The organism is Streptomyces sp. MB09-01 (assembly GCF_033794505.1).
Classification (GTDB): domain Bacteria; phylum Actinomycetota; class Actinomycetes; order Streptomycetales; family Streptomycetaceae; genus Streptomyces.
The window spans coordinates 1-24,224 of sequence record NZ_JARAYQ010000121.1 but is presented as its reverse complement, the minus strand read 5'-3'; the positions used below and the strand labels follow the sequence as shown (position 1 = coordinate 24,224).

Sequence of the window (24,224 nt, the reverse complement as noted above, 5' to 3'; positions counted from 1 at the left end):
GGGCGGGGGCGGCGGGCGCGGGGGCGGCCGGCGCGGCCTGCACCGGAGCCTCCGGCTGCTCGGGAGCCCGGACCGGCGCGGGAGCCGCGGGAGCCGGCACCTGCGCGGGCGGCTGGACGGCGGCAGCGGCGGCGCGCGCGGCGGCCACACCCCCGCCGGGACCGGCGGGCGCCATGGCGTGCGTCTCGGGCCCGGGGACGTACCCCATGGCGGGCGCGGCCGCGAAGGCGGCGGCCCCGCTGCGCTCCAGCCGGTCGAGCCGGGCCTGGAAGGACCGCTCGTCGTCGAAGGCGGCCGGCAGCAGCACGCGGGCGCAGATCAGCTCCAGCTGCAGCCGCGGCGAGGTCGCGCCGCGCATCTCCGTGAGCCCGGTGTTGACCAGATCGGCGGCGCGCGACAGCTCGGCGGCCCCGAACACGGACGCCTGGGCCTGCATCCGCTCCACGACATCGGCGGGGGCGTCGATCAGCCCCTTCTCCCCGGCTTCGGGCACGGCGGCCAGGATGACGAGGTCGCGCAGCCGCTCCAGCAGGTCGGCGACGAACCGGCGCGGGTCGTTCCCGCCCTCGACCACCCGGTCGACGACCTCGAAGGCGGCGGCCCCGTCCCCGGCGGCGAAGGCGTCGATGACGGAGTCGAGCAGGGACCCCTCGGTGTACCCGAGCAGCGAGGTCGCCATGGCATACGTCACACCGTCATCACCCGCACCGGCGAGCAGCTGGTCCATGACGGACATCGAGTCACGCACGGAACCGGCTCCGGCGCGCACGACGAGCGGCAGCACGCCGTCCTCGACCGTGGCGCCCTCCCGCCCGCAGACCTCGCCCAGGTAGTCCCGCAGGGTGCCGGGCGGCACCAGACGGAAGGGGTAGTGGTGCGTCCTGGACCGGATGGTCCCGATCACCTTCTCCGGCTCGGTGGTGGCGAAGATGAACTTGAGGTGCTCCGGCGGCTCCTCGACCACCTTCAGCAGGGCGTTGAAGCCCTGCGGGGTGACCATGTGGGCCTCGTCGATGATGTAGATCTTGTAGCGGCTGGACGCCGGCCCGAAGAAGGCCTTCTCGCGCAGGTCACGGGCGTCGTCCACACCACCGTGCGAGGCGGCGTCGATCTCGATGACGTCGATGGACCCCGGCCCGTTCCTGGCGAGGTCCCGGCAGGACTGGCACTCCCCGCAGGGGGTCGGAGTGGGACCCTGCTCACAGTTCAGGCACCGGGCGAGGATGCGCGCGCTGGTGGTCTTTCCACACCCGCGCGGCCCGCTGAACAGGTACGCGTGATTGACCCGGTTGTTCCGCAGGGCCTGCATCAGCGGTGCAGTGACATGCTCCTGCCCGATGACCTCGGCGAACGACTCGGGGCGATAGCGGCGGTACAGCGCAAGGGACGACACGTCTACGAGGTTATCCGGGACCACCGACAAGAGCGGCCCGCGGACGCCACGAAGGCCCACGGGAACGCAAAGCGCCCCCCACGCACCCGCCAGAGCCCACTTACCCTTGCTGCCTTCCGGCCCTGGGGGAGTTGGGTGAGATAGCGCCACGTGAGGGGCTGGCCCCACCTTAGCGGATGGAGGCCCCCGGAATCGAGCCGGACCCCGACCTGCCCTCCCGCCGACGATCACGTTCGCGAGCACCCCTCAACGTCTTGTATTGTTTGCGGCGGAGGATTCGCCTAGTGGCCTAGGGCGCACGCTTGGAAAGCGTGTTGGGGGCAACCCCTCACGAGTTCGAATCTCGTATCCTCCGCCAGTGCCTCACCGGGCACGATGTCGAAAAGCCCCGCTGCTCGCAGCGGGGCTTTTCGCTTGTCCCGTCTCAGTTTCCGTCTCAGTTCGGGTCCGGGGCCTCCTCGGCGGCTCCCCAGAGCGCGTCACCGATCTGCTTGGCGACGCTCTTCAGCATGGGCCCCGTCACGTGCATGTACCGGGCCCGCATCCGCGCCGACCCTCCCGGCTCCCAGCCCATGATCGCGTCAACCACCACATCGGGGACCCCCAGCAGCAGAAGGACCGTCCCGGCGGTGTGGCGTGCGTCATGCAGCCGCCCGTCCCGGACCCCGGCGTCCCCCAGGAGCTTCTTCCAGTGGTGGTAGTCCGTGTTCGGGATGAGGGGCCCGCCGGTGGGCTGAGCGAAGACGTACCCCTTGTCCTCCCACTCGTCCCCGGCACGCTTCTGCTCCCGCCCCTGCTCTTCCCGGTGCTTGCGCAAGAGCTTGATGATCGGCTCGGGCAAGCCGATGGTGCGGCGGCCGGCGCGGGACTTGGTGTTCTTGACCTCGCGCCGCGTCTCCTTGCGGGCCGGGCAGTACCCCGGCTTCCGGCCGCAGCTCTCCCGGCACCCGTGCTCGTACTTCGGACGCAGGCGGTTCTTCCGGACGCGGATGTACCCGGCGTCCAGGTAGACGTCCTCCCACTTGAGGCCGAGCGCTTCCCCTTGCCGCAGCCCGAGGGCCAGGGCGATGACCCACCGGGCACTGTTCCGGAGCTTCGAGGCCTCCAAGAGGAGGCTCTGAATCTCTTCGATCGTGTACGGCTCGATCTCCTCCTCTTCGAGCCGGGGAGCCTTGGCGATCTCGGCGACGTTCTTCGGGACGTGTCCCCGCCGAACCGCCTCGGTGAGGGCTACCCGGATCGTGCGGTGCACGTGATGCGCCGTCCCGGCCGCGCTGCCGCTCTTCTGCATGCGGGCGTAGAACTCTTCCAGGTGCTCCGGCTCCAGCCGCTCCAGCTTGTGAGCTCCGAGGCCCGGTACGAGGTGGACCCGGACGTCCACCTCGTACCCGTCGTAGCTGTTCTCGCTCACGTACTTCTTGGCGATGTTCTCGACCCAGTGCTCCAGCCAGGTCTTCACGGTCCACTGCTGGCCGATCTTCCGTACGGTCCCCGCGTCGCGCTGCTGCTCCAGAGCCCGGACGGCCTTCGTGACCTCGGCTTGTGTCTTCCGCTCGACGTGCCGGCGGTCGGGCTTGCCGTCCGGCCGCACCCCGACGGTCACGCGACCGTGCCACTTGCCGTCGGTGCCGAGATAGATCGATGACGCGCCGTTGGGCTGGCGGGTGCGCTTCTTCTGTTCCACAGGGTTCCTCTTCATGGGGTGGGCACGGCACGGCGGTGGGTGGCGCGAAGGCGGGCCACGTAGTCGTGGACGGCTCCCACCGGCACCCGCCGCAGGCGGCCGACGGGCACAGACTCCAGCTCGCCGGTGCCGATCAGGCGGAAGCAGAGGGTTCGACCGATCCGCAGCCGCCGCGCTGCCTCCTCGACGGTCAGCAGGACGAGGGTGAGATCGATCGGAGGTTCGGCGTCGTGAGCATCCATGCGTGGGTTCTCCTTCGTTCCCGTAGACCGACGTCGGCCGCCCCCACGAGTCGTGGGGACGGCCGACGGATGCAAGTTGGATTCACATTGCGTTGAGTCGCGTCTCAAGCGACTCAGAGCGGCTCAGAGGGCGTTCTGAACCGGGTTGAGTCGCTTGAGTCGCGACTCATGGGAATGTGGACCGCACTGGTTGAGCGTGATGCCGGTGTAGGTCGGCACCTGCCGGCCGTACTCGTCGCGGGGGCGTTCCCGGTGGAGTTGGGGGACGACGGACTGAAGGTTGCGGCCGAAGACCTGCTTGGTGCCGGCACGTACGCCGTTGTCCTCGGCCCATTCGCGCCAGACGTTCCACAGGGCGTCCACGGGCACAGCGCAGTCAGGCCCGGTGGCGCAGCGTTCGCGGACAAACGCGCTGGTGGGTGACGCAGTGTCTTGCATGATCGTGATCGCCTCCCGGGAGGAAGCGGGTTGGCTGATCCGGCCGGTCTCCTGGAGACGGGCGAGGCCGTCGAGGGCCCAGTTCAGGATTCCGGGCATCTCCCGCTTGAGGGACTCGTCAAGGGTGGTGTCTTCCTTGCCGAGCCAGGAGACAGTCATGTTGAGCACGATGAATCGGCGGGCGATCACGCCGCTGCTGTCGCCGAAGCTAGGGAGTTCGTTGGTGAGGATCATCAACCGGGTCGGCAGCTTCCCGGTCCACAGGTCGCGGTACTTACGGTCGATGTCGATGGTGTCCTCGCCAGAGATTGTGAGGAGCCGCTCCACCACCTGGCCTCCCTCGTTACCGGTTAGGCGGGCGTCGGAGATGACCGCCAAGGGCTTGTCGACCAGCGAGGACAAACCGAAGTTGGTGCCGAGGCTGGCCAGGGTGGGACCGGCGATGTTCTTCTTGCCGACGAACTCGGTCAGGATCCGGGTGATCGTTCCTTTCCCGGATCGGGTGGGCCCCTTCATGAGCAGGATCTTCTGCTGGTCGGTGCGGCCGGAGAGGACGTAGCCGAACCACTCCTGCAAGGCCTGGATGGCGCTGGGATCCTCTGGCCAGAGCTGGTGCAGGAACTTCTCCCAGGCCGGGGCCGTGGCCGCCTCGTCGTATGCGAACGGCACGGACACGAGGTTGAAGAACCCCGGCGTGTGGGGCAGGAGCGCTCGGTCTCGAATCCGCAGGAGCCCGTTCTCGCACGCGACGATCGGGCTGCGGTCCCCCGCGGTTTCCTGCCGATCGATCCACGAGGGCGCGTCCACCTCCGAGGGCAAGAGAGTGACGGCCGTGAGGGCGTCCAGGAGGTTGCTCAGCTTGGTGCGGGTAGGCGCCCAGTCCTTCACATCCGGCAGACCGTCCTTGTCTGTGCCAGCGACGTAGGTGGCGTGCTCCAACTGCTTGTACAGAGTGGCGCGCATCTGCTGCTCTTCGAACTCTCGCCAGCAGGTACCCGTCCAGTGCATCCACGATCCCCGCCACCGCCTGCACAGCAGGCGCTGCTGCTCGTCCTGCCAGCCGGGCAGGATCCGGCGTGCGACGGCCATCGGGTTGGACGGAGCGGGCAGCTCCTCGGCGAGGCTCATGCGGCCTTCCTCCCTTCCTGGGCGGGCGTGATGTGGGGGCAGTCGGTGCGGTGCTGCTCGTGGTCGGCGATCAGGGCAAGCGCACGCCACTGACCAGCGGCAAACAGATCCCGCCCACACGCGCACCAGGAACGGACCGACGGGGTCACGCCGCGTCCGGGGGCGTTGATGTGGAGCCAGGCGACGGGGCGGCGTCCGTTCGTCCCCGTGCGGGTCAGGGCGAAGGGCAGAAGGGACGCCTTCGGCGACGACCTTCGGCGCGCTACTGCTGTCCGGGGTGGGGGTCGGTTCGGCGGGGCGGGGGCCGGTGGTCACGACGCCCTCACCGCCACAGCGGCAAGGCCGCGCGTGACCGCACGCTCGGCGTACGCCTCGGGCACTCCGACATCGACGGCCGCGTCGATGACCTGGCGCCCGAGCATCTCCAGACCGCACGGACCGGGGCATGCGGCGTGCTGGTTGGCGAGGAAGCGGGCGACGCCGTAGGCGGCGCTGCCGGCGCCCTGCTCGCGGCAGGCGGCGACCCTGGCGAGCCCCTGGGTCAGGCCGGTCTGGACGAAGGTGTCGGTGTGGCGGCAGCCGGTGGCGACCGATCGGTCCCACCGGGCGCGGGTGGGAGACGAAGAGTCCACCTCCCCGCGAAGGGGCCGGGTGGTCTCTTCCTTCAGGACCAGCGCGCGGACGGCGTCCGGCAGAGCGGTGATGTGGCCAGCACCGGGGCCCCGCCACACGGCGTAGGCCATCAGGGACTTGATGTCGACGCCGGGCCGGGCGTGGTTGGCGGACTGCATGGCGCCCCGGTAGATCCAGTGCTCCCCGCGCGTCGTCGGCACGATCTTGGTCGCGGGAAGCGTCTGGCGGGCCCACGTGACGGCGTCGGCGTTGTCGAGGTCGACGACCGTGAAGCCGCCCCCGCCGGGGTGGTAGGCGACTGCTCCGGCCTGCTGCCAGGCCCGGGCCCATGCCGGGGAGGTGAGGACGGCGGGGTCGGTGGTGGCGGCAGCCCAGGCGTGGCAGGGGGCCGGGCACTGGCAGGGCCCGGCGAACTTCATGTTCGGGCGGTCACCACACCGGCAGGGCCCGGCGGCTTTGTTGCTGGTGCAGGAGGTGCAGTTCCCGAAGGGAAGCTTGCCCGCCCGCAGCGGCAGCACAGGCAATCCCAGTTCGGCGAGCCAGAGCGCGGTGCGGAGGTGGGCGGGTAAGGCCGGGCGGCCGGGGTCTCGCGGGAAGTCGGTGGTGTGGGTCATGCTGGTCTCTCCAGTTCTTGGCGTTCTGGACGAGAGCGGCCCTGGTCTTGGCGGATGTGGGGCCGCTCTTGGCATGTCCGGGCGGGTGAAGCGGAATCCCTGCCTCTCGGTGGGCAGGGAGGCTGGAGCACCCCCTGTCGGGGTGCGTGTGGAGGGGGTTTTCGGGGGTCTGACCTGCGGTGCCTCCCTGCCTCCCTGGCAGATCATTTGCGCAGCTCAGACCCAGGGAGGCGGGTCAGGGAGGCGGTTAGGGAGTTCTCCCTGCCTCCCTGACCCGGGAGGGTGCGGCTCCCTCTACTCGGCGGCAGAAGCGGAACCTTCGTCCGGCCGGTTGGCGAGGACGCGGGCGATGCGGTCGCGGCCGATGACCATGCGGCCGTCGGACTTGTATGGCTCGGCGCCGGTGCCGTCCAGGACGCGCTTGAGGTCGATGAACGACCACCCGCCGTACGCCTTCTCGTTCAGCACGGCGAGCCGCTTGAGAACGTCCTGCGTGAGTACGCGCGGCTCGGTGCCGAGGACGGACAGGATGTCCGCGAGCGGGTCGATGGCCGGCCCGTGGTCGACGGTGCGCGCGGTGACGATGCCGGCGCGCATGGCCTTGGCCCGCTCGGCGATCAGGGCGGCGGTGTCTGTGTCGATGTAGTGGGTGCGGACCGTGATGGACGCCTGCCCGGCCGGGATGGCGATGCCGTCGGAGGCGACAACGACGGTGCCCTTATCGAGTCCCTGCCTGAGCAGGTGCGGGGCGGCGCCGCCGTCGACGGCCTTGTCGCCCAGCGCCATTCGGGCCTGCGACTCGGTGCCCAGGGCGAGGGAGATGCGGGTGTGAGCGCCTTCCCGGACGAGCTTGGGGAGGTTCTGGTCGGTCGGGTCCTGCGTGCCCTCTTCGAGGATCACGTCGACGGCCCGGCCCTGGTTGTGGATCTTCCGGACGGCCATGAAGTAGCGGGAGGTGGCCTTGGACCCGCCGTAAGGCCGTTTGTCCGCGCCGACGGCCGGGCACATGAACGCGACCTGCGCCTCATCCACGATGCCGACCAGCGGAGTGAAGACGGTCCCGGGCGGAGCCTGAATGCGGCGCTCCATCTCGGCAACCATGCCTTCGACCATCTCGGTGGCGGCGATGACGTGGTCGTCGGTCGGGCCCTGAATCAGGGTGGTGGCCAGGCCGTCGAACATGGCCCAGTCACCTACGCCCTTGAGGTCGGCGATCCGGAACTCGACCGTCTTGTCGAGGGCCAGCCACAGGGCCAGCGCACGCAGGGCGGCCGTCTTTCCCTGGTTCGACAGACCCGTGATGAGCAGGTGGCGCTGGTAGAGGCTCAGCGTCGCTGCGTCGCCGCGCAGGTCTTGACCCCAGGGGGCCCTGCCGGTCCGGTAGTTGGCGGTCATGGTCTCGTCGGTGACCAGTGGGGAGGGGCCGATCGGCTGGTCGAGGGCGCCGGAGTCGGCGATCCACAGTCGGACCGTGCGGGCGGCGGCCGGCAGGGTGATGAAGACCTCGTGCTCGTGGCGGGCGAGGTTCTCGGCGAGCTTCCTGCGCCGTCCCTGGACCTCGGCGGTGGAGACGCCGGAGGGGAGGGTGACGTCGACTTCCACGCCGCATCCGGCGATGCGGATCGGGCCGAGCATCGCGGCGCCGGCATCCCCCATGTCCTTGATGGCGCCCCTCAGCGGGGCGATACCGAGGTCACGCAGGGCGGTGACAACGATCGACGGAGTAATGGGTGCTCCGGTGGTGTCGCGCTGCTGGGCGGGGAGCGTCCACTGAGGTGCGGTCTGCTGGCGGCGGCCGACGCCCCACAAGGCCAGTAAGGCCAGCCACGGGCCGATCGTGAGCGCGGGCCCCCACGCCACGGTGGCCACGACCACGATCATCCGGATCGCCTCGATCACCGTGCCAATCGGGGCGAACACCCACGAGATGTCCTTGTTCGCTATGGCCAGCACGATCCCGAGGAACAGGAGGCCACCGACGGTGAGGCCGGTGCCGACGGCCACGGTCTTGGCGAGGTCGGGGGCGGAGCGGAGCAGGTCCATGCGCCGGTGGTGGCGGCCGGATCGGAAGCGCTGCAGCCGGTCCTCCCACTCCTTCGCCTCTTCGAAGTTCCCGCCCGCTTCTGCGGCGCGGATCATCCGCTCGTACCGGGACGCGGTCCGCCCATCCCACGTCCGCTTCGCCGTGATCCTCGTGCCGCCGATGACGTACATGCCGTGCCGGGCCACCAGCCGGGCAGCGGTGCGCGTCTGCTCGCTGGTCACCGCCATACGGACACCGCGTGCGGTGCGCTTCCACACCTGCACCGGCCGCACCGTGCCGGCGGCGGCCGGGCCCGGGGTGGAGGAAGCCGCGGTAACGGTGTCGGTCGAGGTCGAGGGGTCTTTGAACAGGGGGACGACGTTGTCGGTCATGCTGAGAACTCCTGCTCTCGCTGACAAGCGGGGTGGGTAGGGCCCGGGGCGGCCTGATTCCTTGGCCGGGACGGCCGCCCCGGGGCACAACTACTTGGTCTTGAGGTTCTTGGCCCTGGCCTTACGGGCGGCCTTCTCGGCCTCCGCCGCATCGGCGGCCTGCTGCTGCTCGCGTTCGCGGGCGCCGTCGATGATCCGATCGACCTTCTTCTGGAGGTCACCGAGGTGGACGTTCTCCCCGGCGATTCCGCGCTTGGCCATCCGGGCCGTGTACCAGCCGATCTGCGTGATCTCACGAGCGGTGAACTTCGGGTCCTTCGCCATGACGCTCCCTCCGGGGCCGGTCTGTCCGGCTCCCCTCACCACCCGCACGGGGCGGGTGGATCGGGCAGCCGTCAGCCGCGCCGGCGGCGGGCCTTGCGCACGTTCTTCACGGCTGATGCGGCATCGGGGCTGCCGACGGACTTCACGACCGTGTGGACACACCAGCCGAGGACCAGGGCGAGGACGGCGAGCATCGCGATGTTGGCTGCGATCGCGGTCAGCGCACCGACGAGGAGGGGGCCGAAGTACACGCCGGCCGCGACCGCTCCGGCGCCAACCCCGGAGCCGAGCGCGATCCGCTGGACGGTCTTGTCCGGGGGTGCCTGGTGGATGTGTTGGTGTACGACCTGCGGCCCGGTGTAGGTGGCGGGCAGGTTCTCGGCGTAGACGTGGGTGCCGTCCGGGAGTTGCACGATGCCGGACGGTCGGGCGGGTTCGGGCAGGTGGTTCACGGTCATCTCCCTTCAGGAGGCTTCGGGGTAGGCGCAGGGGACGCACATGCCGAGCGAGGCCGGGATGACGTATCCGGCGTCGCGGCGGCATTCGGGGCAGGTGCGGCGGGCCGTGTTGGCCTTGGCGAGCGCGGCGGCCTTGGCCGGGGTCATCGGCCGGACCGGTTTCGCGCGGTCAACGCGGTACAGGAACGCGGTCAACGGGCCCCGCCGAAAGCGCGGCCGGAGTACCTGACCGGCGATGTCCTGACCCCCGGGACGCAGGCCCAAGGCCCGTAACTGCCGGCGGGTAGCGAGCCCGTCCGGGGCGAGGCGCCACGGAAAGGTGGGCAGGCCGTGGACTCTTCCAGTCGGGTCGAAGCAGTCGGCGAACCTCAGCCTCATCCGGCCACCACCACGGCACTAGTGTCCCGCTCGCGCTCCGCCTTCAGCGCCTCACGCACGACCCGGGCCTTGGCCGGGGATGTGCGCAGCGCCTTGCGGATGCCCTCGCCGGTCAGCTTCTCGATCGGCCACGACTCCGTCAGGCTCCGCGCCTCGGCCATCAGCTCGATGTCCGTGCGGGTCGGTCGGGTCGATCGAGCGGCCTGGGGAACTCGGCCCGTCGCTCGACGCGGACGTACCGACTCGGTGGCCACAGCGAGCTGTGCTCGGGCCTCGATCGGGTCGACCAGCGGGACGAGTGAAGAGTCCACTTCCACCCCCGGGGTCGTCTCCTCGACAACCGGTTCACCCTGGTCAGACATCGACCGATTTGCATCGATCTGAGTCGATTCTTCACCGTGCGGCTCGCCTGCCTGGCGGTGGTGGAGAACCTTGGCGACGAGGTCGGAGCCGAAGTAGATCGACCCAACCGGCAGCGACGTCGCCAGCAGCACGAGCGCCCAGTTCGTGACGTCCCCGTCGGCCAGTCGGGTCCAACCGATCGACTCGGAGTGCAGCTCGGGCAGCAGCCCGTGCACGTAGTTCAGGACCAGCGACGCGAGCGTGTATGCGGCCAGCACCCGCAGGGCGAATCGACGGGCGTCACCGGTCAGCGTGAGTGCGGCGACCAGGGCCAGGGCCATCAGGCCGTCGACCACGAACGGGTAGAGGGTCGCGGCCGTCGCGTCCGCGCCGATGGCCTTGGCCACGTCCCGCAGGGCGTTCCAGGAGACACGGAAGGCCATGGCGACCACGGCCACCAGGGCCAGGACGAGCGCGGCTTTCGCCTTGCGGTTCATGCCGCGCCACCCGAGGACGGAAGATGGGCGACCCGGTTCTCCAGCGCGATCCAGGCGGCGAGCACCTGCCGGCAGGCCCGCCGGAGCCGCTGCTCGTCCACCTCGGCGGGCGTCCGGTCCAGCGTCATGATCTGCGCGTCGAGCAGGTCGCGTTCCGCCAAAATCAGCGGCAGCTCGATCTCGATCGCTTCCAGCTCCGCGTCCGTCGGCTCAAGGCCGTCGGTCCATGGGGTAACGACGTTCTGAAGTGCAGCGATGGACTTCATGGGTCTTGCTCCTTCGAGAGAGGAACGGGGCCCGAACAAGCAGCCCCGGCGTTCCCGCGCCGGGGCTGCACTGTGTTGGGGTGGAGCGGAATGCCGGCTCCCCTCAACCCCGTCCGTCCACCCGCCAAGGCGAGGAACGGGCGGAGGAGGCAACCGGCCGCCGTGGAACGCTGCGGCGAGGTGAGTGGTGCGATGTCTCCTTCAGGACTGCGGCTCCCGTGCGAGGTAGAGCCGCCATGCCTGGCGTAGGCGTATGGAGACGTGACCTTTCGGTCTAAGCCCTCCGGAATGACCAGGGTCCGGCGCGCCCTCGACCCGCTCTATCCCGGGTCCCTTGCACAACAGCGCAGCTCCTATGCACATGTACTCATGTGCAGGAGTTACGAGTTAGAGAGTGGACCCACTCATGTACATGAGTCAACCCGCCGCGCGTTGCGTGTGCCAGTAGACCGCCAGAAACCAGCCAGACCGTCAGTCTCCGGCGGGGATGCGGTAGTCGAGAACGAACTGATCAGCAGCCATGAGCGTGTCGCAGACCTCCACGATCCGGCCATCCTGCGAACAGGCGTTGCGCGTCAAGTGGATGATGGGTGAACCAGGGCTCAGGCTGAGCGCCGCGATCTCTGCCTTGCTCGCGAGGCGCACACGGACCGTCTCGGCGAACTCGGCGAGCGTGTGCCCGTGCTCTTCCAGGCGGGCGTAGATGCCGCCACCGCCGGGGTTCTCCTCGAACAGCTCCGGGATGTCTTTGGAGATGTCCCAGGGCAGGTACGAAGTCGCCTCCTCCGTGGGGATTCCGTCACTGAAGTAGAGGCGACGGCGGGCGAGAACTTTCGTGCCAGGCGAGACCGACAGGCGCTCCGCGATGCCCTCTGGGGCCTCGATGGGGCCGACGTAGAGCACGCGAACGCTTGGAACACTGCCCGACTGCTCAGCCTCGGCCAGGTACGCGGCCTTACCCGCCGTGCGGTGCGACCGCCGGAACCGCTCCGAGGACTTCCGCTGGACGGGCGGCCGACTCCGCACGTACGAACCCTTGCCGTGGTGGGTGACGATCAGACCCGTTGTCCGCAGTTCCGTCATCGCCTTGCGTACGGTGCCCTGAGCGACGCCATAGCGCTCCATCAGCTCAGACTCGCTCGGAACCTGTTCGCCTGGGCGCAGAACGAGGTTCTTGATCTGCTGCCCGAGGTCGTCAGCGATCTGTAGGTAGCGTGGCTTTCCGGAATCCCTCGAAGTTGTAGGGCTCATGTCCTGCTGCTTCTCCTAGACTCATGTATATGAGCAACGCTACCCGGAGGGCGCGTCGATGCCGCTTCACTCGGTCTCAGTCGCGGGCATCGTCGTGCGCGACGACGGCCGCGTTCTCGTAATCCGTCGCGCCGACAACGGCACGTGGGAGCCGCCCGGCGGCGTGCTGGAACTGGATGAACGCCCGGAGGACGGAGTCGTCCGGGAAGTGCTGGAAGAGACGGGGATCAGCATCGCGGTTGAGCGGCTGACCGGGGTCTACAAGAACATGAGCCGGGGCGTGGTCGCCCTGGTCTTCCTGTGCCGGCCAGTCGGCGGTCAGGAAGAGACCTCAGCCGAGTCGACAGCCGTCGAGTGGCTCCTGCCGCATGAGGTGCAGACCACCATGACCGAGGTCTACGCCGTCCGCGTCCTGGACGCCTTGGACTCCTCAGCTCCCCACGTTCGATCGCACGACGGCCGCCATCTCCTGGAGTCTGCCTAACGGGCAAGACTCGCTCTCAGCAGCCAATCTCGCGGTTTCGCCACCATCCTCATCCGCCTCAAGAACACTCAGGGCATGGATGCAGGATTGGCCGCCGTGCTGGGCGCCACCGTCGGAGCCGTCGGCACAGGCGGGGCGGCAGTCGTCGCGGCTCTACTCGCGCGATCACAGGCCCGTTTCCAGCTAACCGCAGAGCACAGGCGATCACTACGGGACCCCAGACGCTCAGCGTATGTGGCCTATGCATCGGGGTTCCGGGAGGCGTACGACCTGTTCATGGAGGCTTGCCATAAAACGGCAGATGCCGTTGAGTCCACCGATAACCGGGAGGAGCTCCGTGAGCAAGCCTTGCGCAAGTACCGAGAGGCAACGGCGGCGCATAGTGCCCTAAAGCATCATGAGGCGGTGATTCATGTCGAGGGTCCACGAGAGGTCACAGCCGCCGTCATCCAGGCAGGTGGCAAGCTCCAGAAGTTTCGAAGTGCCATTCTCGACGCCCTCGGCCAAGCCTACGATGAAGACTCAAGCACGAGCGTTGATTCCCTCGACGCGAAGGCGTTAGACGCCCATGACTGCTACCTGAACTTCCTGCACGCAGCCTCGGATGCCCTGAACGCCGACCTGCTGGCTCTGGAAGGTTGACCTGCCGGGACGCGAGAGCGCCCCAACCGCGTGCAGCCCGTCTCAGTTTCCGTCTCATTCACCACCGTACGGCACCGTTCACCCCTATACGGCGCGCCCCTGCTAAGCGCCCAGTGAACGCTCATGAACACGGGCGGACAAGGACGAACGAGCCGCCTACCTGGGCAAACAGACTTGGAAAGCGTGTTGGGGGCAACCCCTCACGAGTTCGAATCTCGTATCCTCCGCCAGTGCCTCACCGGGCACTTGAAGGCCCCGACCGGGAAACCGGCCGGGGCCTTCTGCGTTTCCTGCGCCGGTCAGTGCGCGCCGGCCCCCACCGGCTCGGGGGCTCCGGTCCGCGGCCGGTCGCGCATCAGGATCAGGGCCAGGGCCGCGGCGGCCAGGACTCCCGCCGCCGCTGCCGTGAAGGTCGCCGCCATCGCCGAGGTGAAGGCTTCGCGGGCGGCGGCCGCCAAGGCCGGGTCGGTCAGCGCCGCGGCGACGGAGTGGCGGGCGTCGGCCGGGGCCGAGGCGGGCATCCCGGCGGCGTAGGTGGTGGAGAGCACGGCTCCCAGTACGGCCACGCCGAGGGCGGCTCCGGCCTGCTGGACGGTGTCGTTGAGGGCGGAGCCGACGCCGGCGTGCTCCTCGGGGACGGCGCCCATGAGGGCCGCGGTGGCGGCGGGCATGGCCAGCCCGCTGCCGATGCCCATCAGGACCATGGCGGTGGCCAGCGGCGCGAAGCCGTCACCCGCTTCCAGGGTGGCCAGGACACCGAAGCCGGAGGCGATGACCGCGAGGCCGACGGCGGTCATGAAGCGGTTGCCGATCTTCCGGCCGAGGGTGGCGCCGAGGCCGTTGAAGAGGAGCGTGGCGACGGCCAGCGGGGTGAAGGACAGCCCGGTCTCGGTGGGGGTGTAGCCGCCGACGAACTGGAGGTACTGGGTCAGGACCAGCATCAGGCCGCCGTTGGCGAAGGTCAGCAGGACGAGGGAGAAGCTGGCGCCGCTGAACATCCGGTCGCGGAAGAGCGCCAGCGGGACCATCGGGGAGTCGGTGCGTACCTCGTGGACCGCGAAGGCGGCCAGGGCGACCACGGCGATGCCCAGCGAGGTGAGGGTGGACGCGGCGGTGAGACCGTCCTTCGGGAGGGCGATGATCGTCCAGATCAGGGCGGTCATGCCGGTGACGGACAGGGCCATGCCCGCGAGGTCGGGCCTGCGCCAGGGGCCCTTGGACTCCGGCATCAGGATCAGCGCGGCGGCGATGGCGAGCAGCGCGATCGGCACGTTCATCAGGAAGACCGCGCCCCACCAGAAGTGCGCGATGAGCACGCCGCCCAGCCCCGGGCCGCCGACGAGGCCGAGCACGGCCACCGCACCCCAGGCGGAGATGGCCTTGCGGCGCTCCTCCTCGTCGAAGACGGTGATCAGGATCGAGAGGGTGCTCGGCATCACCAGGGCGCCGCCGATGCCCATCACCACGCGGCCGGCGATGAGCTGGGCGGGGGAGTCGGCGTAGGCCGCGAGGAGCGAGGCCACCCCGAAGAGGGCCAGCCCGATGATCATCATCCGGCGGCGGCCGAACCGGTCGGACAGGCTGCCCGCCGTGAGCAGCAGTCCGGCGAAGACCAGGATGTACGACTCGATGATCCACTGGATGGCCTCGGCGTCGGCGCCGAGGTCCTCCGCGATCGGTGGGATCGACACGGTCAGCACCATGTTGTCGACGACCAGCACCAGGGTGCTGAGGCAGAGCACGATCAGGATGAGCCAGCGTCGCGGATTGCGAGCCTCGTCCATGGTGATCCCTTCCCCTTTTCCTCGCTTCGCTGCGTACAGCGTTCGCTTGTATGAGAACAACGTACGCCGATGCGTACGCTGTTCGCAAGAGGGAGTGGGCGGGCCAGGCTCGTCACGCCGGGGCAGGCGTAGAACTCACCGGCCGTCCACCGGGCGGATCCGGCGGGGCCTTCGGTCAGCCGACGTAGGCGTCGAGCGCCGGGAAGCAGACGGCGTTGTCCGTGCTGCAGATGTCGGGGCCGCCGCGCGGCGGGAGATCCGCGGCGGCGCGCTCGTACGTCAGCAGGCTCAGCGTCCGGCCCGAGGCGAAGACGGCCGTGGCGTCGCGGACCGGCCCGGCGCCGGGGTCCGGCGTCGCGGAACCGGTGTAGTGGTACGGGCCGTGGCCGCCGTCCACGACGGCGAAGAAGACCGTACGGGCTCCGGCCGCGCCGGCCTGGTCGGGGTACGGCCCGCCCTTGGTCACCAGCCGGATCCCGATCCGCGCCCAGGACTTCGGCAGCGGCTTGCAGGCGACGGACGCCCGCCCGCCGCGGACCACGGCCAGGCAGTAGTTCCGGTCGTCCGGCATCCAGGCGAACTCGCCCGCGCCGCGCGCGGACTCACGGTGGATCACGATGACCGCGTCGTCGTCCGGAACGGTGACCCCCGGGTCCCGGCGGACCGCATCCAGCAGCGGGGCGTCGGCGGCCGTGACCTTCCCCTCACCGACGGCCGCGGCGGGCCCGGACGTCGAGGGTGCCTCAGGCGTCGACGGCACGGGCGAGGGCGTCACGGGCGGCGCGGACGGCGCCACGGGCGGCACGGACGGCGTCACGGACGGCATCGGCGAGGGCGAGAGCTTCGGCGAAGACGCGGGCGAGGGCAGCGCCTTCGGCGACAACGGCGGCGCCGGGGGCAGCGTGCACGAGACCGCCGCCAGCATCGCCAGCCCGCATCCCGCCGCTGCCACGACCGTTCCACGTCTCATGAGTTCCGCCCCCGCACTGCTCGAACGTACGTATCGGGAGCGAAGTCTGCCGGGTCGTGCGGCAGCGCGGTCCGGCGGGCCGCGCCATCCGCGACCCGCCGCCGCGCCCGCGCACGTGCGGCTCAGCCGAAGGAGGGCATCTCCCCGACCGTCGTCGACATGTCGATCACCGCGAAGGCGGCGCCCTGCGGGTCGGTGACCGCCGCGAAGCGGCCGAACGGGCTGTCCATCGGGCCGAAGTGCAGCTTTCCGCCGTGCTTCTTCGTCTTCTCGACCGCCTCGTCGCAGTTCGGGACCCCGAAGTAGATCTGGATGTACGGCGGAAGGTCCGCCGGGAAGTCGTCGTCCATCTTCATCCGGCCGAGCACCGGGTGTCCGCCGCCGCCACCGACGCTGAAGACCTTGAAGTCCATGTTCGCCGCCGCGGGGTCGTCGCCCGCGTCCATCTGCTGGGCGCCGTACGGGAACACCTGCGGGAGGAACGCGTCCGGCTTGTCCGGCTCCCGGGTGAAGACCTCCGCCCAGGCGTAGGAGCCGGCCTCGCCCATCTTCTCGAAGCCCTTGTGGTCGCCAGGCTGCCAGACGCCGAAGACGGCGCCGCTCGGCTCCTTCGCGATCAGCATCGTGCCGAAGGTGCCCACCTGCATCGGGCCCATCAGGACCTCGCCGCCGGCCGCCGTGATCTTCCCTGCCGTTGCCGCCGCGTCCGGCGACGCGAAGTACAGACACCACTGCGAGGGGGCGCCGACCCCCGGCATCGGCGGCACGACGGCCGCCACGGCCTTGCCGTCGGAATAGGCCTGCGTGTAGTTGCCGTACTCGCTGCCGGCTTCGCCGAAGGTCCAGCCCAGCACGTCGCCGTAGAAGGCCTTGGCACCTTCCACATCGGTGAACATCGCGTCCACCCAGCACGGCGCGCCCTCGGAGAACTCAAGCATGGTCGATCGACTCCTCGCTCGTACCTGTCGTTTTGTTCCTGTCGACTCGTAGCCGTCGTCGTACTCACGCTAGGCGCGCGGTGTGCCGACCGCGCGGGGAACGCGGCCACGCGGGACGCTGGTGCCATGGACAAGGACATCACCATCCGGCTGGCGCAGCAGCCGGAGGCCGACGCGCTGCTCGGCCGGAGCCCGCTCGCCGCGCTCGTCGGGATGCTGCTGGACCAGCAGGTGCCGATGGAGTGGGCGTTCTCGGGGCCCTGGACGATCGCCCAGCGCATGGGCGCCGACGATCTGGACGCGCACGCCATCGCCGCCTACGACCCGGAGGCCTTCGCCGCCCTGCTCTCGGAGAAGCCCGCCGTGCACCGGTATCCGGGGTCGATGGCCACGCGGATCCAGCAGCTGTGCGCGTACCTGGTGGAGCACTACGGCGGGAACGCCGAGGCGGTCTGGGCCGATGCCGCGACGGGCCCGGAGCTGCTGAAGCGGCTCAAGGCGCTGCCGGGCTTCGGGGAGCAGAAGGCGCAGATCTTCCTCGCCCTGCTGGGCAAGCGGTTCGGCGTGCGGCCGACGGGGTGGCGGGAGGCGGCGGGCGGGTACGGCCAGGCGAACGTCTACCGTTCGGCGGCCGACATCACGGGCCCGGAGTCGCTGGCAAAGGTGCGGGCGCACAAGCAGGAGATGAAGGCCGCCGCCAAGGCGGCGAAGGCCGCCGGCGGGTCCTGACCCTGCTGCGGGCCGATCCGCCGGTCAAGCCCCTGACCAGCGGATCGACCGGCAGGTCGACCGCCGGGCCGAGCAGTGCGCCGACCTGCGGAAGAGATCCAATTCACTGCCGCAACCGGTCCAACAGGACCGTAGATTGGGGGACATGACAGAGATCGCGACCCGCGCCGCCACTGCCGAAGCCATCTACGACGCCCCCGGCAGCCTCATCACCCTGCTCACCGACACCGCCGAACTCACCTGCAACACCGCCACCTTCGAGGAGGGTGCGGCGGGCGCCCCAGTGCACTTCCACACCAAGGCGACCGAGTTCTTCCACGTCACCGCCGGACAGCTCGACGTCCTCGTCGGTGACGAGATCCACACCCTGGGCGCCGGCGACTTCGTCGCGGTCCCGCCGGGCGTCAAGCACGCCTTCGCCCCCGCCGCCGGCCACACCGCCAGCGTCTTCGTCGGCTTCACCCCCGGCATGGCCCGCTTCGACTACTACCGGCTCCTCGGCCGGGTCAACGCGGGCGAGGCCACCGTGCAGGACATCAAGGACAGCTCGGCGACCTACGACAACCACTACGCGGAGAGCCCCGTCTGGAGCGGCCGCCGCCGCAGCGCCGAGCCGTAGACCACGTCCGCGTCGAGGCGGCGCAGTTCCTCCGCGATCAGTTCGGCGCCGCTGCGGATCTTCAGGGCCACCTTGCGGTCCGGGCTCCCCGGCAGGCTCAGGGTGGCCAGCACTCCCGCGGGCCGGTCCACCCGGATCTCCCCGCCCGTCGTCTGCAGACTGACCCTGGTGATCACCGGCCCCTCGCTCGACACCCGGGACACCGGAACCCCCAGCCGGTCCTCCAGCCAGCGCGCCAGCAGCTCCGCGCTCACGTTGTCGGGCTCGCTCTCCACCGCCGCGGCGGTCACCGGCAGCGGCTTCTGGTCCAGGGCGGCGGCCAGCAGCGACCGCCACGGGGTGAGGCGGGTCCAGGCCAGGTCGGTGTCGCCGGGCTGGTAGCCGGCGGCCCGCTCGTCGAGCACGCCGACCGTGTCGAAGGCGGCCGCCGCGTCCGTGATCCGGCGCTGCGCGAGCGCGCCCAGCGGGTCACCCGCCAGGTCGACGGGGGCGTCCGCCGGCCACCAGGCCACCACGGGCGCGTCCGGCAGGAGCAGCGGCAGGACGACGGAGCCGGCGTGCTCGGTCAGCGCCCCGTGCAGGCGCAGCAGCACGATCTCGCCCGTCCCGGCGTCCGAGCCGACCCGCAGCTCGGCGTCGACCCGGTTCGCGCGGAGCTTGAGCGGGCCGCGCGAGGTGCGCCTGATCACCGCGATGATGCGGCAGGGGTGTTCGCGCGAGGCCTCGGAAGCCGCGCGTACGGCGTCGTAGGCGTTCTCCTCGTCGGTGACGATGACGAGGGTCAGCACCAGCCCCATGGTCGGGCTGCCTATGGCCCGGCGGGCATCGAGCAGGGCCCGGTTGACCTTGCTGGACGTGGTGTCGGTGAGTTCGGTCCGCATGCACCCGAGTCTGTCACCGCGTCACCTGCGCTTGCGAGCCGTACCGAAAACGGAGCGCGAGATCTCCCGGCCCAGCTGCGTCCCGATCGACCGGGCCAGCGAGCGGAACAGCCCGCTCCCGACCACCTGCTCGGCCAGTGAGGGCTCCGGCTTCGGGGCGCCGCGCGCGGCCCGCGCCGCCTCCTTCTCCGCTTCCCCGGCCTGTTTCCCGGCCGCGGCGGCGGCCGCTGCGGCCTCCGCCTGCGCCTCGGCCGCGGCCTGCTCGGCGCCGATCTTCTCGTACGCCGACTCGCGGTCGACCGGCTCCGCGTAGCGCGGCCAGAGCAGCGAGGACTTCACCGCCCGGTCCAGGGCGGCCGGCTCGACCGGCGCCATCAGCGACTGCGGGGCGCGCAGCCGGGTCGCCGCGACCGGGGTCGGGGCGCCCTTCTCGCTGAGCACGGTGATGACCGCCTCGCCGGTCCCGAGCTGGGTGAGGAGCTCCTCCAGGTCGTACGCGGAGTTGGGGAAGGTCTTCACGGTCGCCTTCAGCGCCTTCGCGTCGTCGGGGGTGAAGGCGCGCAGCGCGTGCTGCACCCGGTTGCCGAGCTGGGCGAGCACGTCCGCCGGTACGTCCTTGGGGGTCTGCGTCACGAAGAAGACGCCGACGCCCTTGGAACGGATGAGGCGCACGGTCTGGGTGATGGAGGTGAGGAAGGCCTTCGAGGCCCCGCTGAAGAGCAGGTGCGCCTCGTCGAAGAAGAAGACGAGCTTGGGCCGCTCCAGGTCGCCGACCTCCGGCAGGTCGTTGTAGAGGTCGGCCAGCAGCCACATCAGGAAGGTGGAGAAGAGCTGGGGCTTGTCCTGGACCGCCGGGAGTTCCAGCACGGAGACCACTCCGCGGCCGTCCGGGGCCGTGCGCAGGAATTCGCTCGTGTCGAACTCCGGCTCGCCGAAGAATGCGGCGGCGCCCTGCTGCTCGAAGGCGGTCAGGGACCGCAGGATCACCCCGGCCGTCACCGTGGACAGCCCGCCGGTGCCCTTGAGTTCGGCCTTCCCCTGGTCGGAGACGAGGAAGGCGACGACCGCGCGCAGGTCCTTGAGGTCGATCAGCTCCAGGCCCTTGGTGTCGGCGTAGTGGAAGATCAGGCCGAGGGACTGCTCCTGCGTCTGGTTGAGCTGGAGCACCTTCGACATCAGGACCGGGCCGAAGCTGGTGACGGTGGAACGGACCGGGATCCCGGGGCCGATCCCGCCGAGGGAGTAGAACTCGCCGGGGTATCCGCTCGGCTCCCACTTCTGGGCCACCTCCCGGGCGCGTTCGTCGATCCTCGGGTCGGCCGTGCCGGGCGCCGAGATGCCCGAGACGTCCCCCTTGACGTCCGCGAGGAAGACGGGCACGCCGTGGGCCGACAGCTGCTCGGCGATGAGCTGGAGCGTCTTGGTCTTGCCGGTGCCGGTGGCCCCGGCGACCAGTCCGTGGCGGTTGAGCATCGACAGCGGGATGCGGATCTGGCGGTCGGGCAGGCAGCCGCCGTCCCACAGCAGGGCCCCGAGATCGAGCGCGGGTCCGGTGAACGCGTACCCGGCGGCGATCTTCTCGGCCGGGCCCGTCTGGTCCGCCGGGACGGCGGGGTCGGTGCTCTCGCTCATGGATCACTCCCCAAATAGCACTGTTCGCCACTTTTGCACCGCCGCTTCGAGGCTGCGCCCGCAGGCACGGGCCCGGTAGGCTTTCCGTGTGATCTTCAAGCGCATCGGAAGCGGGCGGCCGTACCCCGACCACGGCAGGGAAACCACCCGGCAGTGGGCGGACGTCGCGCCGCGCCCGGTCCGGCTCGACCAGCTCGTGACGACCAAGGGACAGCTGGACCTCGAAACGCTGCTCGCCGAGGACTCCACCTTCTACGGCGACCTGTTCGCCCACGTCGTGAAGTGGCGGGGCGACCTCTACCTGGAGGACGGGCTGCACCGCGCCGTGCGCGCCGCCCTGCAGCAGCGTCAGGTACTGCACGCCCGCGTCCTCGAGATGGACTGACGGGTTCGCGTAGATTGCGCCTTTCGGGTCACCATTGACCTATCAGCAGATCATTTAGTAGGCATCGCCACCGGGCCGCACTACGCTGCGCCCATGAGCATGCTCACTCCCCCCGGCATGGGCGGAAAGTACCGCGTCACGGGAGCCGCCTACCCCCGTATGAGCCGCAAGCGGAGCCGTCCTCGGATCGTCCTCGCGATCCTCGGCTCGGTCCTCGCGCTTGCCCTGGTCGGCTACGGGGCACTGCAGCTCATCGACGTGTTCCGCGGCGACAGCCCCAAGCGGAACACGGCTGCGGGTGCCAAGGACTGCCCGACGACGCCACCCAAGGGCGCTGCCAAGGGCGGCCCCCCGGCCGCCTCCACCGCCTCGGCCGCCGCGAAACCCGCGGTCGTGCTCCCGCCGCCCGGCGAGATCACGGTCAACGTGTACAACGCGACCCCGCGCGCGGGGCTGGCCAAGGCCGTCGGCGACGAACTGGCCAAACGCGGCTTCGTCATCGGCAACGTCGGCAACGCCCCGGCCGACTTCGACAAGAAGGTCCCCGGCACCGGGATACTGCTGGGCTCCCCCACGACGGACAAGGCCGCCTTCTCCGTGCTGGGCACTCAGCTCGCCGGCACCACCCAGCAGACCGACACCCGCGAGAGCGCGGACATCGACCTGATCCTGGGCGACGCCTTCAAGGAGCTCAGTACGAAGGAGGACGCGGACAAGGCGCTGGCCCTCCTGGCCAACCCCGTGCCCGCGCCCGCCAAATGCTGAACGCCTGAACCGCGTACCGGCCTGCCGCCCTACCGCCGGAGCGCGGTGACGGCCGGCCGCCGGGCGGCCTATTCGGCCGAGCCGTACATCCGGTCGCCCGCGTCGCCCAGGCCCGGCACGATGTAGCCGTGCTCGTTGAGCCGCTCGTCCACGGCGGCCGTCACCACGGTCACCGGCGTGCCCGCCAGCTCGCGCTCCATGATCTCGACGCCCTCGGGCGCCGCGAGCAGCACCACGGCCGTGACGTCGTCGGCGCCGCGCTTGATCAGCTCCTGGATCGCCGCGACGAGCGTGCCGCCGGTGGCGAGCATCGGGTCGACCACGTAGACCTGCCGTCCGGAGAGGTCCTCCGGCATGCGCGTCGCGTACGTGGAGGCCTCCAGGGTCTCCTCGTTGCGGACCATGCCCAGGAAGCCCACCTCGGCGGTCGGCAGCAGCCGCACCATGCCGTCGAGCATGCCGAGGCCGGCGCGCAGGATCGGCACGACCAGCGGGCGCGGGTGGGAGAGCTTCACGCCGGTGGTCGGGGCGACCGGCGTCTCGATGTCGGCCTGCTCGGTGCGCACGTCGCGGGTGGCCTCGTACGCGAGCAGGGTGACCAGCTCGTCGGCGAGCCGCCGGAAGGTGGCGGAGTCGGTGCGCTTGTCGCGCAGGGTGGTGAGTTTGTGCGCCACCAAGGGGTGATCGACGACCTGCAAACGCACAACATCCTCCAAAACTCAGCCTGCGACCAGCAAAAACGGCCGCACGACGCGACCTGCACCCAAAAGGCTACGCGGTGACGCGGCCCGTTCGCGTCCGGAGCGGCGGCCACGCCCGCAGCGGCCTGCGGATGCGACCCGCCCGGACGCCCAGCACGCTGGACGGATGAGCAATGCACCGGTGATCGCAGCCGTCGACGGATCCGAACCCAGCCTCAGGGCCCTGGAGTGGGCGAGGGCCGCAGCCGTCCGGCACGGTACCGGGCTGATGGTCGCCCATGTTCTGCCCGACCACGCCCAGTTGTATGCCGGCCGCCGGTCGTCGCTGCACGACGCCTCGCAGCCGAAGGAGTTCGCCGACCCCGTGAAGGACTGGGTGCGGGCCCTGCTGGGCGGCGGCTCCGAGCTGCCCGAGGGGATCCGCTACGAGGCCCTGGAGGGCTCCGTCCCCGAGGCGCTGCGGGTGATCGGGGCGGAGGGCCTGATGCTGGTGATGGGCTCCCGGGGCCGCGGCGGCTTCGCCACCCTGCTGCTCGGCTCCAACAGCCGGGCCGTGTCGGCCACGGCGCCATGCCCGGTGGTGGTGGTCCCGCACGCGGAGCGGACCGCCGGGGCCTCGGAGGCCGCGGAGGAGTCCGCCGGGCGGGTGGTGCTCGGGCTGCACGCCGCCGAGACCCCCGACGACGTGATCACCTTCGCCTTCGCGGAGGCCGCCGCGCGGGGGACCACCGTCCAGGTGGTCTCCGCGTACGCCGTCCCGCCCGTGCCGAACCTGATCATCGACGCCCCCTTCGAGGTGATCCCGCCGGAGGGGCTGGCGGACGAGGGGGACGCCGTTCCGGCCGAGCGGGAGATGCTGCGGTCCCAGACGGCCCGGCTGGCGCCGTTCCGTGCCCGCTACCCGGACGTCCGGGTCGAGCAGGCCGCGGTCCCGGGCGACGCGGCGGGCCGGCTGGTCACCGCCTCCGCGTCGGCGGCGCTGGTCGTGGTCGGCCGCCACCACCCGAGGCGCCGCCCCAGGTCCCTGTTCATGGGCTCGGTGGCGCATGCGGTGCTGCAGCACGCGCAGGGCCCGGTGGCGGTGGTCCCGACCCTCAAGGACGACGCCTGACCTGCAGCGGGGTGGCATCAAACGGCCCGTCCGGGGCAAGGTGGGTGCAGGGGGGACGACCGACCAGCCCAGGGTGGTGGCCGATGCCCGACACGCAGCCGAGCGACGACGCGCCGGAGACCGCGGCGCAGCGCCGAGCACGCCGCGCGCAGTTCCTGCGCGATCTCATGGAGGCCCGCGCCCTGCGCGACCGCGTCCAGCCCCGCCGCGCCCGCGCAGCCCGCATGCGCCAGCAAATGCGCATGCGCACCTTCCGCTGGTAGCCGCATCGGCCCGGTCCGGCCCCGCCGGCGCGTGAGGCGCGGAGGCCCGGGGCGGAGCCCCGGGAAGCCGCCGCAGGCCCGGCACGCCGCGACACGGCCAAGCCTTTTTCTTATACCCACCTGCGCCTCCCGCAGCTTTAATAGGGTGAATCCCTGGGGCTCACGCACCCATAAAAAAAAAACAGACACCGTAAACAGACACAGCTTCACTCTAAAGATGCGAGTGTTGGTGAGGGGTGGATTGTACGCGGGAGTAT

At 70.4% G+C, this 24,224-nt stretch carries 27 protein-coding genes, 1 tRNA gene and 1 other RNA gene; 9 read left to right on the top strand and 20 right to left on the bottom strand.

Annotated features, from left to right (window positions below; translation table 11 throughout):
- Positions 1 to 1,393, bottom strand: a 1,393-nt coding sequence (locus PV721_RS24180; protein ID WP_319727669.1) for a DNA polymerase III subunit gamma and tau, incomplete at its 3' end; no start/stop codon positions are given.
- 64 nt (positions 1,394 to 1,457) lie between these two features.
- An RNA gene (gene ffs, locus PV721_RS24175) (signal recognition particle sRNA small type) lies at positions 1,458 to 1,556 on the bottom strand.
- A gap of 107 nt (positions 1,557 to 1,663) precedes the next feature.
- Between ffs and PV721_RS24170 the strand changes: the two genes are divergently transcribed.
- A tRNA-Ser gene (locus PV721_RS24170) sits at positions 1,664 to 1,751 on the top strand.
- 78 nt (positions 1,752 to 1,829) lie between these two features.
- Here PV721_RS24170 and PV721_RS24165 read toward each other — a convergent pair.
- The 11 genes from PV721_RS24165 to PV721_RS24115 form a co-directional block, all read right to left on the bottom strand.
- Entirely contained in the window at positions 1,830 to 3,077 is a 1,248-nt protein-coding gene (locus PV721_RS24165) for a tyrosine-type recombinase/integrase (protein ID WP_319727668.1), read from the bottom strand.
- 11 nt (positions 3,078 to 3,088) lie between these two features.
- Positions 3,089 to 3,319 carry an excisionase family DNA-binding protein gene (locus PV721_RS24160; protein ID WP_319727667.1) on the bottom strand — a complete coding sequence of 77 codons (231 nt, stop codon included), beginning with the start codon at positions 3,317 to 3,319 and terminating at the stop codon, positions 3,089 to 3,091.
- A gap of 123 nt (positions 3,320 to 3,442) precedes the next feature.
- Positions 3,443 to 4,885, bottom strand: a complete 1,443-nt coding sequence (locus PV721_RS24155) for a phage/plasmid primase, P4 family (RefSeq protein WP_319727666.1) — start codon at positions 4,883 to 4,885, stop codon at positions 3,443 to 3,445.
- Between the two features lie 311 nt (positions 4,886 to 5,196).
- Positions 5,197 to 6,132, bottom strand: coding sequence for a bifunctional DNA primase/polymerase (locus PV721_RS24150; RefSeq protein WP_319727665.1), 936 nt, complete (start codon positions 6,130 to 6,132; stop codon positions 5,197 to 5,199).
- A 294-nt stretch (positions 6,133 to 6,426) separates the two neighbouring features.
- Positions 6,427 to 8,547 carry an FtsK/SpoIIIE domain-containing protein gene (locus PV721_RS24145; protein WP_319727664.1) on the bottom strand — a complete coding sequence of 707 codons (2,121 nt, stop codon included), beginning with the start codon at positions 8,545 to 8,547 and terminating at the stop codon, positions 6,427 to 6,429.
- A gap of 90 nt (positions 8,548 to 8,637) precedes the next feature.
- The gene (locus PV721_RS24140; RefSeq protein WP_319727663.1) at positions 8,638 to 8,871 is read right to left on the bottom strand and encodes a DUF6257 family protein; all 234 of its coding nucleotides are present in this window, start codon (positions 8,869 to 8,871) and stop codon (positions 8,638 to 8,640) included.
- A gap of 71 nt (positions 8,872 to 8,942) precedes the next feature.
- Complete coding sequence (locus PV721_RS24135) at positions 8,943 to 9,329, bottom strand: DUF6251 family protein (RefSeq protein ID WP_416371167.1); 387 nt, start codon at positions 9,327 to 9,329, stop codon at positions 8,943 to 8,945.
- A gap of 6 nt (positions 9,330 to 9,335) precedes the next feature.
- A complete protein-coding gene (locus PV721_RS24130) occupies positions 9,336 to 9,707 on the bottom strand; it encodes an RRQRL motif-containing zinc-binding protein (RefSeq protein ID WP_319727661.1) in 372 nt (123 codons plus the stop codon).
- Positions 9,704 to 10,546, bottom strand: a complete 843-nt coding sequence (locus PV721_RS24125) for a DUF2637 domain-containing protein (RefSeq protein WP_319727660.1) — start codon at positions 10,544 to 10,546, stop codon at positions 9,704 to 9,706. The genes PV721_RS24130 and PV721_RS24125 overlap by 4 nt, the downstream gene beginning before the upstream one ends.
- Positions 10,543 to 10,812 carry a DUF6284 family protein gene (locus tag PV721_RS24120; protein WP_319727659.1) on the bottom strand — a complete coding sequence of 90 codons (270 nt, stop codon included), beginning with the start codon at positions 10,810 to 10,812 and terminating at the stop codon, positions 10,543 to 10,545. The genes PV721_RS24125 and PV721_RS24120 overlap by 4 nt, the downstream gene beginning before the upstream one ends.
- 471 nt (positions 10,813 to 11,283) lie before the next feature.
- Positions 11,284 to 12,063, bottom strand: a complete 780-nt coding sequence (locus PV721_RS24115; RefSeq protein WP_319727658.1) for a GntR family transcriptional regulator — start codon at positions 12,061 to 12,063, stop codon at positions 11,284 to 11,286.
- Positions 12,064 to 12,121: 58 nt separating this feature from the next.
- On the opposite strand from PV721_RS24115, the gene PV721_RS24110 reads away from it, so the two are divergent.
- Both PV721_RS24110 and PV721_RS24105 read left to right on the top strand, forming a co-directional pair.
- On the top strand, positions 12,122 to 12,547 hold the full coding sequence (locus PV721_RS24110; RefSeq protein ID WP_319727656.1) for an NUDIX hydrolase: 426 nt from the start codon (positions 12,122 to 12,124) through the stop codon (positions 12,545 to 12,547).
- Between the two features lie 234 nt (positions 12,548 to 12,781).
- A complete protein-coding gene (locus PV721_RS24105) occupies positions 12,782 to 13,189 on the top strand; it encodes a hypothetical protein (RefSeq protein WP_319727655.1) in 408 nt (135 codons plus the stop codon).
- Between the two features lie 299 nt (positions 13,190 to 13,488).
- On the opposite strand, the gene PV721_RS24100 is transcribed toward PV721_RS24105, so the two are convergent.
- The 4 genes from PV721_RS24100 to PV721_RS24085 all read right to left on the bottom strand — a co-directional run bounded on the left by PV721_RS24100 (position 13,489) and on the right by PV721_RS24085 (position 16,881).
- Positions 13,489 to 14,973 (bottom strand): MFS transporter, encoded by a 1,485-nt coding sequence (locus tag PV721_RS24100; protein ID WP_319727654.1) that lies wholly within the window; start codon positions 14,971 to 14,973, stop codon positions 13,489 to 13,491.
- Between the two features lie 175 nt (positions 14,974 to 15,148).
- On the bottom strand, positions 15,149 to 15,733 hold the full coding sequence (locus PV721_RS24095; RefSeq protein WP_319727653.1) for a hypothetical protein: 585 nt from the start codon (positions 15,731 to 15,733) through the stop codon (positions 15,149 to 15,151).
- On the bottom strand, positions 15,717 to 15,881 hold the full coding sequence (locus PV721_RS24090) for a hypothetical protein (protein WP_319727651.1): 165 nt from the start codon (positions 15,879 to 15,881) through the stop codon (positions 15,717 to 15,719). The genes PV721_RS24095 and PV721_RS24090 overlap by 17 nt, the downstream gene beginning before the upstream one ends.
- A 184-nt stretch (positions 15,882 to 16,065) precedes the next feature.
- Positions 16,066 to 16,881: a VOC family protein gene (locus tag PV721_RS24085; protein ID WP_319727649.1), complete on the bottom strand. Its 816-nt coding sequence runs from the start codon at positions 16,879 to 16,881 to the stop codon at positions 16,066 to 16,068.
- A gap of 126 nt (positions 16,882 to 17,007) precedes the next feature.
- Here PV721_RS24085 and PV721_RS24080 point away from each other — a divergent pair, with 126 nt between their 5' ends.
- Together PV721_RS24080 and PV721_RS24075 are read left to right on the top strand one after the other, a co-directional pair.
- Positions 17,008 to 17,610, top strand: a complete 603-nt coding sequence (locus PV721_RS24080; protein WP_319727648.1) for an HhH-GPD-type base excision DNA repair protein — start codon at positions 17,008 to 17,010, stop codon at positions 17,608 to 17,610.
- A 145-nt stretch (positions 17,611 to 17,755) separates the two neighbouring features.
- A complete protein-coding gene (locus tag PV721_RS24075) occupies positions 17,756 to 18,229 on the top strand; it encodes a cupin domain-containing protein (protein WP_319727647.1) in 474 nt (157 codons plus the stop codon).
- Here PV721_RS24075 and opcA read toward each other — a convergent pair.
- Positions 18,178 to 19,110, bottom strand: a complete 933-nt coding sequence (gene opcA / locus PV721_RS24070) for a glucose-6-phosphate dehydrogenase assembly protein OpcA (protein WP_319727645.1) — start codon at positions 19,108 to 19,110, stop codon at positions 18,178 to 18,180. The genes PV721_RS24075 and opcA overlap by 52 nt on opposite strands.
- A gap of 21 nt (positions 19,111 to 19,131) precedes the next feature.
- Entirely contained in the window at positions 19,132 to 20,742 is a 1,611-nt protein-coding gene (locus PV721_RS24065) for a helicase HerA-like domain-containing protein (RefSeq protein ID WP_319727643.1), read from the bottom strand.
- Between the two features lie 88 nt (positions 20,743 to 20,830).
- On the opposite strand from PV721_RS24065, the gene PV721_RS24060 reads away from it, so the two are divergent.
- Positions 20,831 to 21,127, top strand: a complete 297-nt coding sequence (locus PV721_RS24060; RefSeq protein WP_030010424.1) for a type II toxin-antitoxin system VapB family antitoxin — start codon at positions 20,831 to 20,833, stop codon at positions 21,125 to 21,127.
- A 93-nt stretch (positions 21,128 to 21,220) separates the two neighbouring features.
- Positions 21,221 to 21,892 (top strand): LytR C-terminal domain-containing protein, encoded by a 672-nt coding sequence (locus PV721_RS24055; protein ID WP_319727642.1) that lies wholly within the window; start codon positions 21,221 to 21,223, stop codon positions 21,890 to 21,892.
- Between the two features lie 68 nt (positions 21,893 to 21,960).
- Here the strand turns inward: PV721_RS24055 and upp are convergent, their stop codons facing one another.
- A complete protein-coding gene (gene upp / locus PV721_RS24050; RefSeq protein WP_030010426.1) occupies positions 21,961 to 22,596 on the bottom strand; it encodes a uracil phosphoribosyltransferase in 636 nt (211 codons plus the stop codon).
- A 163-nt stretch (positions 22,597 to 22,759) separates the two neighbouring features.
- Here upp and PV721_RS24045 point away from each other — a divergent pair, with 163 nt between their 5' ends.
- The gene (locus PV721_RS24045) at positions 22,760 to 23,704 is read left to right on the top strand and encodes a universal stress protein (RefSeq protein ID WP_319727640.1); all 945 of its coding nucleotides are present in this window, start codon (positions 22,760 to 22,762) and stop codon (positions 23,702 to 23,704) included.
- A gap of 83 nt (positions 23,705 to 23,787) precedes the next feature.
- Positions 23,788 to 23,967 (top strand): hypothetical protein, encoded by a 180-nt coding sequence (locus PV721_RS24040; protein ID WP_030027564.1) that lies wholly within the window; start codon positions 23,788 to 23,790, stop codon positions 23,965 to 23,967.
- Positions 23,968 to 24,224 lie beyond the last annotated feature (257 nt).

Bases quoted from the DNA above. Each gene is read 5' to 3' on its own strand.
- PV721_RS24135 (WP_416371167.1), bottom strand. From the start codon at position 9,329: ATGACCGTGAACCACCTGCCCGAACCCGCCCGACCGTCCGGCATCGTG.
- PV721_RS24040 (WP_030027564.1), top strand. From the start codon at position 23,788: ATGCCCGACACGCAGCCGAGCGACGACGCGCCGGAGACCGCGGCGCAG.
- PV721_RS24055 (WP_319727642.1), top strand. From the start codon at position 21,221: ATGAGCATGCTCACTCCCCCCGGCATGGGCGGAAAGTACCGCGTCACG.
- PV721_RS24155 (WP_319727666.1), bottom strand. From the start codon at position 4,885: ATGAGCCTCGCCGAGGAGCTGCCCGCTCCGTCCAACCCGATGGCCGTC.
- PV721_RS24080 (WP_319727648.1), top strand. From the start codon at position 17,008: ATGGACAAGGACATCACCATCCGGCTGGCGCAGCAGCCGGAGGCCGAC.
- PV721_RS24075 (WP_319727647.1), top strand. From the start codon at position 17,756: ATGACAGAGATCGCGACCCGCGCCGCCACTGCCGAAGCCATCTACGAC.
- PV721_RS24100 (WP_319727654.1), bottom strand. From the start codon at position 14,973: ATGGACGAGGCTCGCAATCCGCGACGCTGGCTCATCCTGATCGTGCTC.
- PV721_RS24115 (WP_319727658.1), bottom strand. From the start codon at position 12,063: ATGAGCCCTACAACTTCGAGGGATTCCGGAAAGCCACGCTACCTACAG.
- PV721_RS24110 (WP_319727656.1), top strand. From the start codon at position 12,122: ATGCCGCTTCACTCGGTCTCAGTCGCGGGCATCGTCGTGCGCGACGAC.
- PV721_RS24065 (WP_319727643.1), bottom strand. From the start codon at position 20,742: ATGAGCGAGAGCACCGACCCCGCCGTCCCGGCGGACCAGACGGGCCCG.
- PV721_RS24140 (WP_319727663.1), bottom strand. From the start codon at position 8,871: ATGGCGAAGGACCCGAAGTTCACCGCTCGTGAGATCACGCAGATCGGC.
- PV721_RS24085 (WP_319727649.1), bottom strand. From the start codon at position 16,881: ATGCTTGAGTTCTCCGAGGGCGCGCCGTGCTGGGTGGACGCGATGTTC.
- PV721_RS24045 (WP_319727640.1), top strand. From the start codon at position 22,760: ATGAGCAATGCACCGGTGATCGCAGCCGTCGACGGATCCGAACCCAGC.
- PV721_RS24160 (WP_319727667.1), bottom strand. From the start codon at position 3,319: ATGGATGCTCACGACGCCGAACCTCCGATCGATCTCACCCTCGTCCTG.
- PV721_RS24120 (WP_319727659.1), bottom strand. From the start codon at position 10,812: ATGAAGTCCATCGCTGCACTTCAGAACGTCGTTACCCCATGGACCGAC.
- PV721_RS24125 (WP_319727660.1), bottom strand. From the start codon at position 10,546: ATGAACCGCAAGGCGAAAGCCGCGCTCGTCCTGGCCCTGGTGGCCGTG.
- PV721_RS24150 (WP_319727665.1), bottom strand. From the start codon at position 6,132: ATGACCCACACCACCGACTTCCCGCGAGACCCCGGCCGCCCGGCCTTA.
- PV721_RS24145 (WP_319727664.1), bottom strand. From the start codon at position 8,547: ATGACCGACAACGTCGTCCCCCTGTTCAAAGACCCCTCGACCTCGACC.
- PV721_RS24130 (WP_319727661.1), bottom strand. From the start codon at position 9,707: ATGAGGCTGAGGTTCGCCGACTGCTTCGACCCGACTGGAAGAGTCCAC.
- opcA (WP_319727645.1), bottom strand. From the start codon at position 19,110: ATGCGGACCGAACTCACCGACACCACGTCCAGCAAGGTCAACCGGGCC.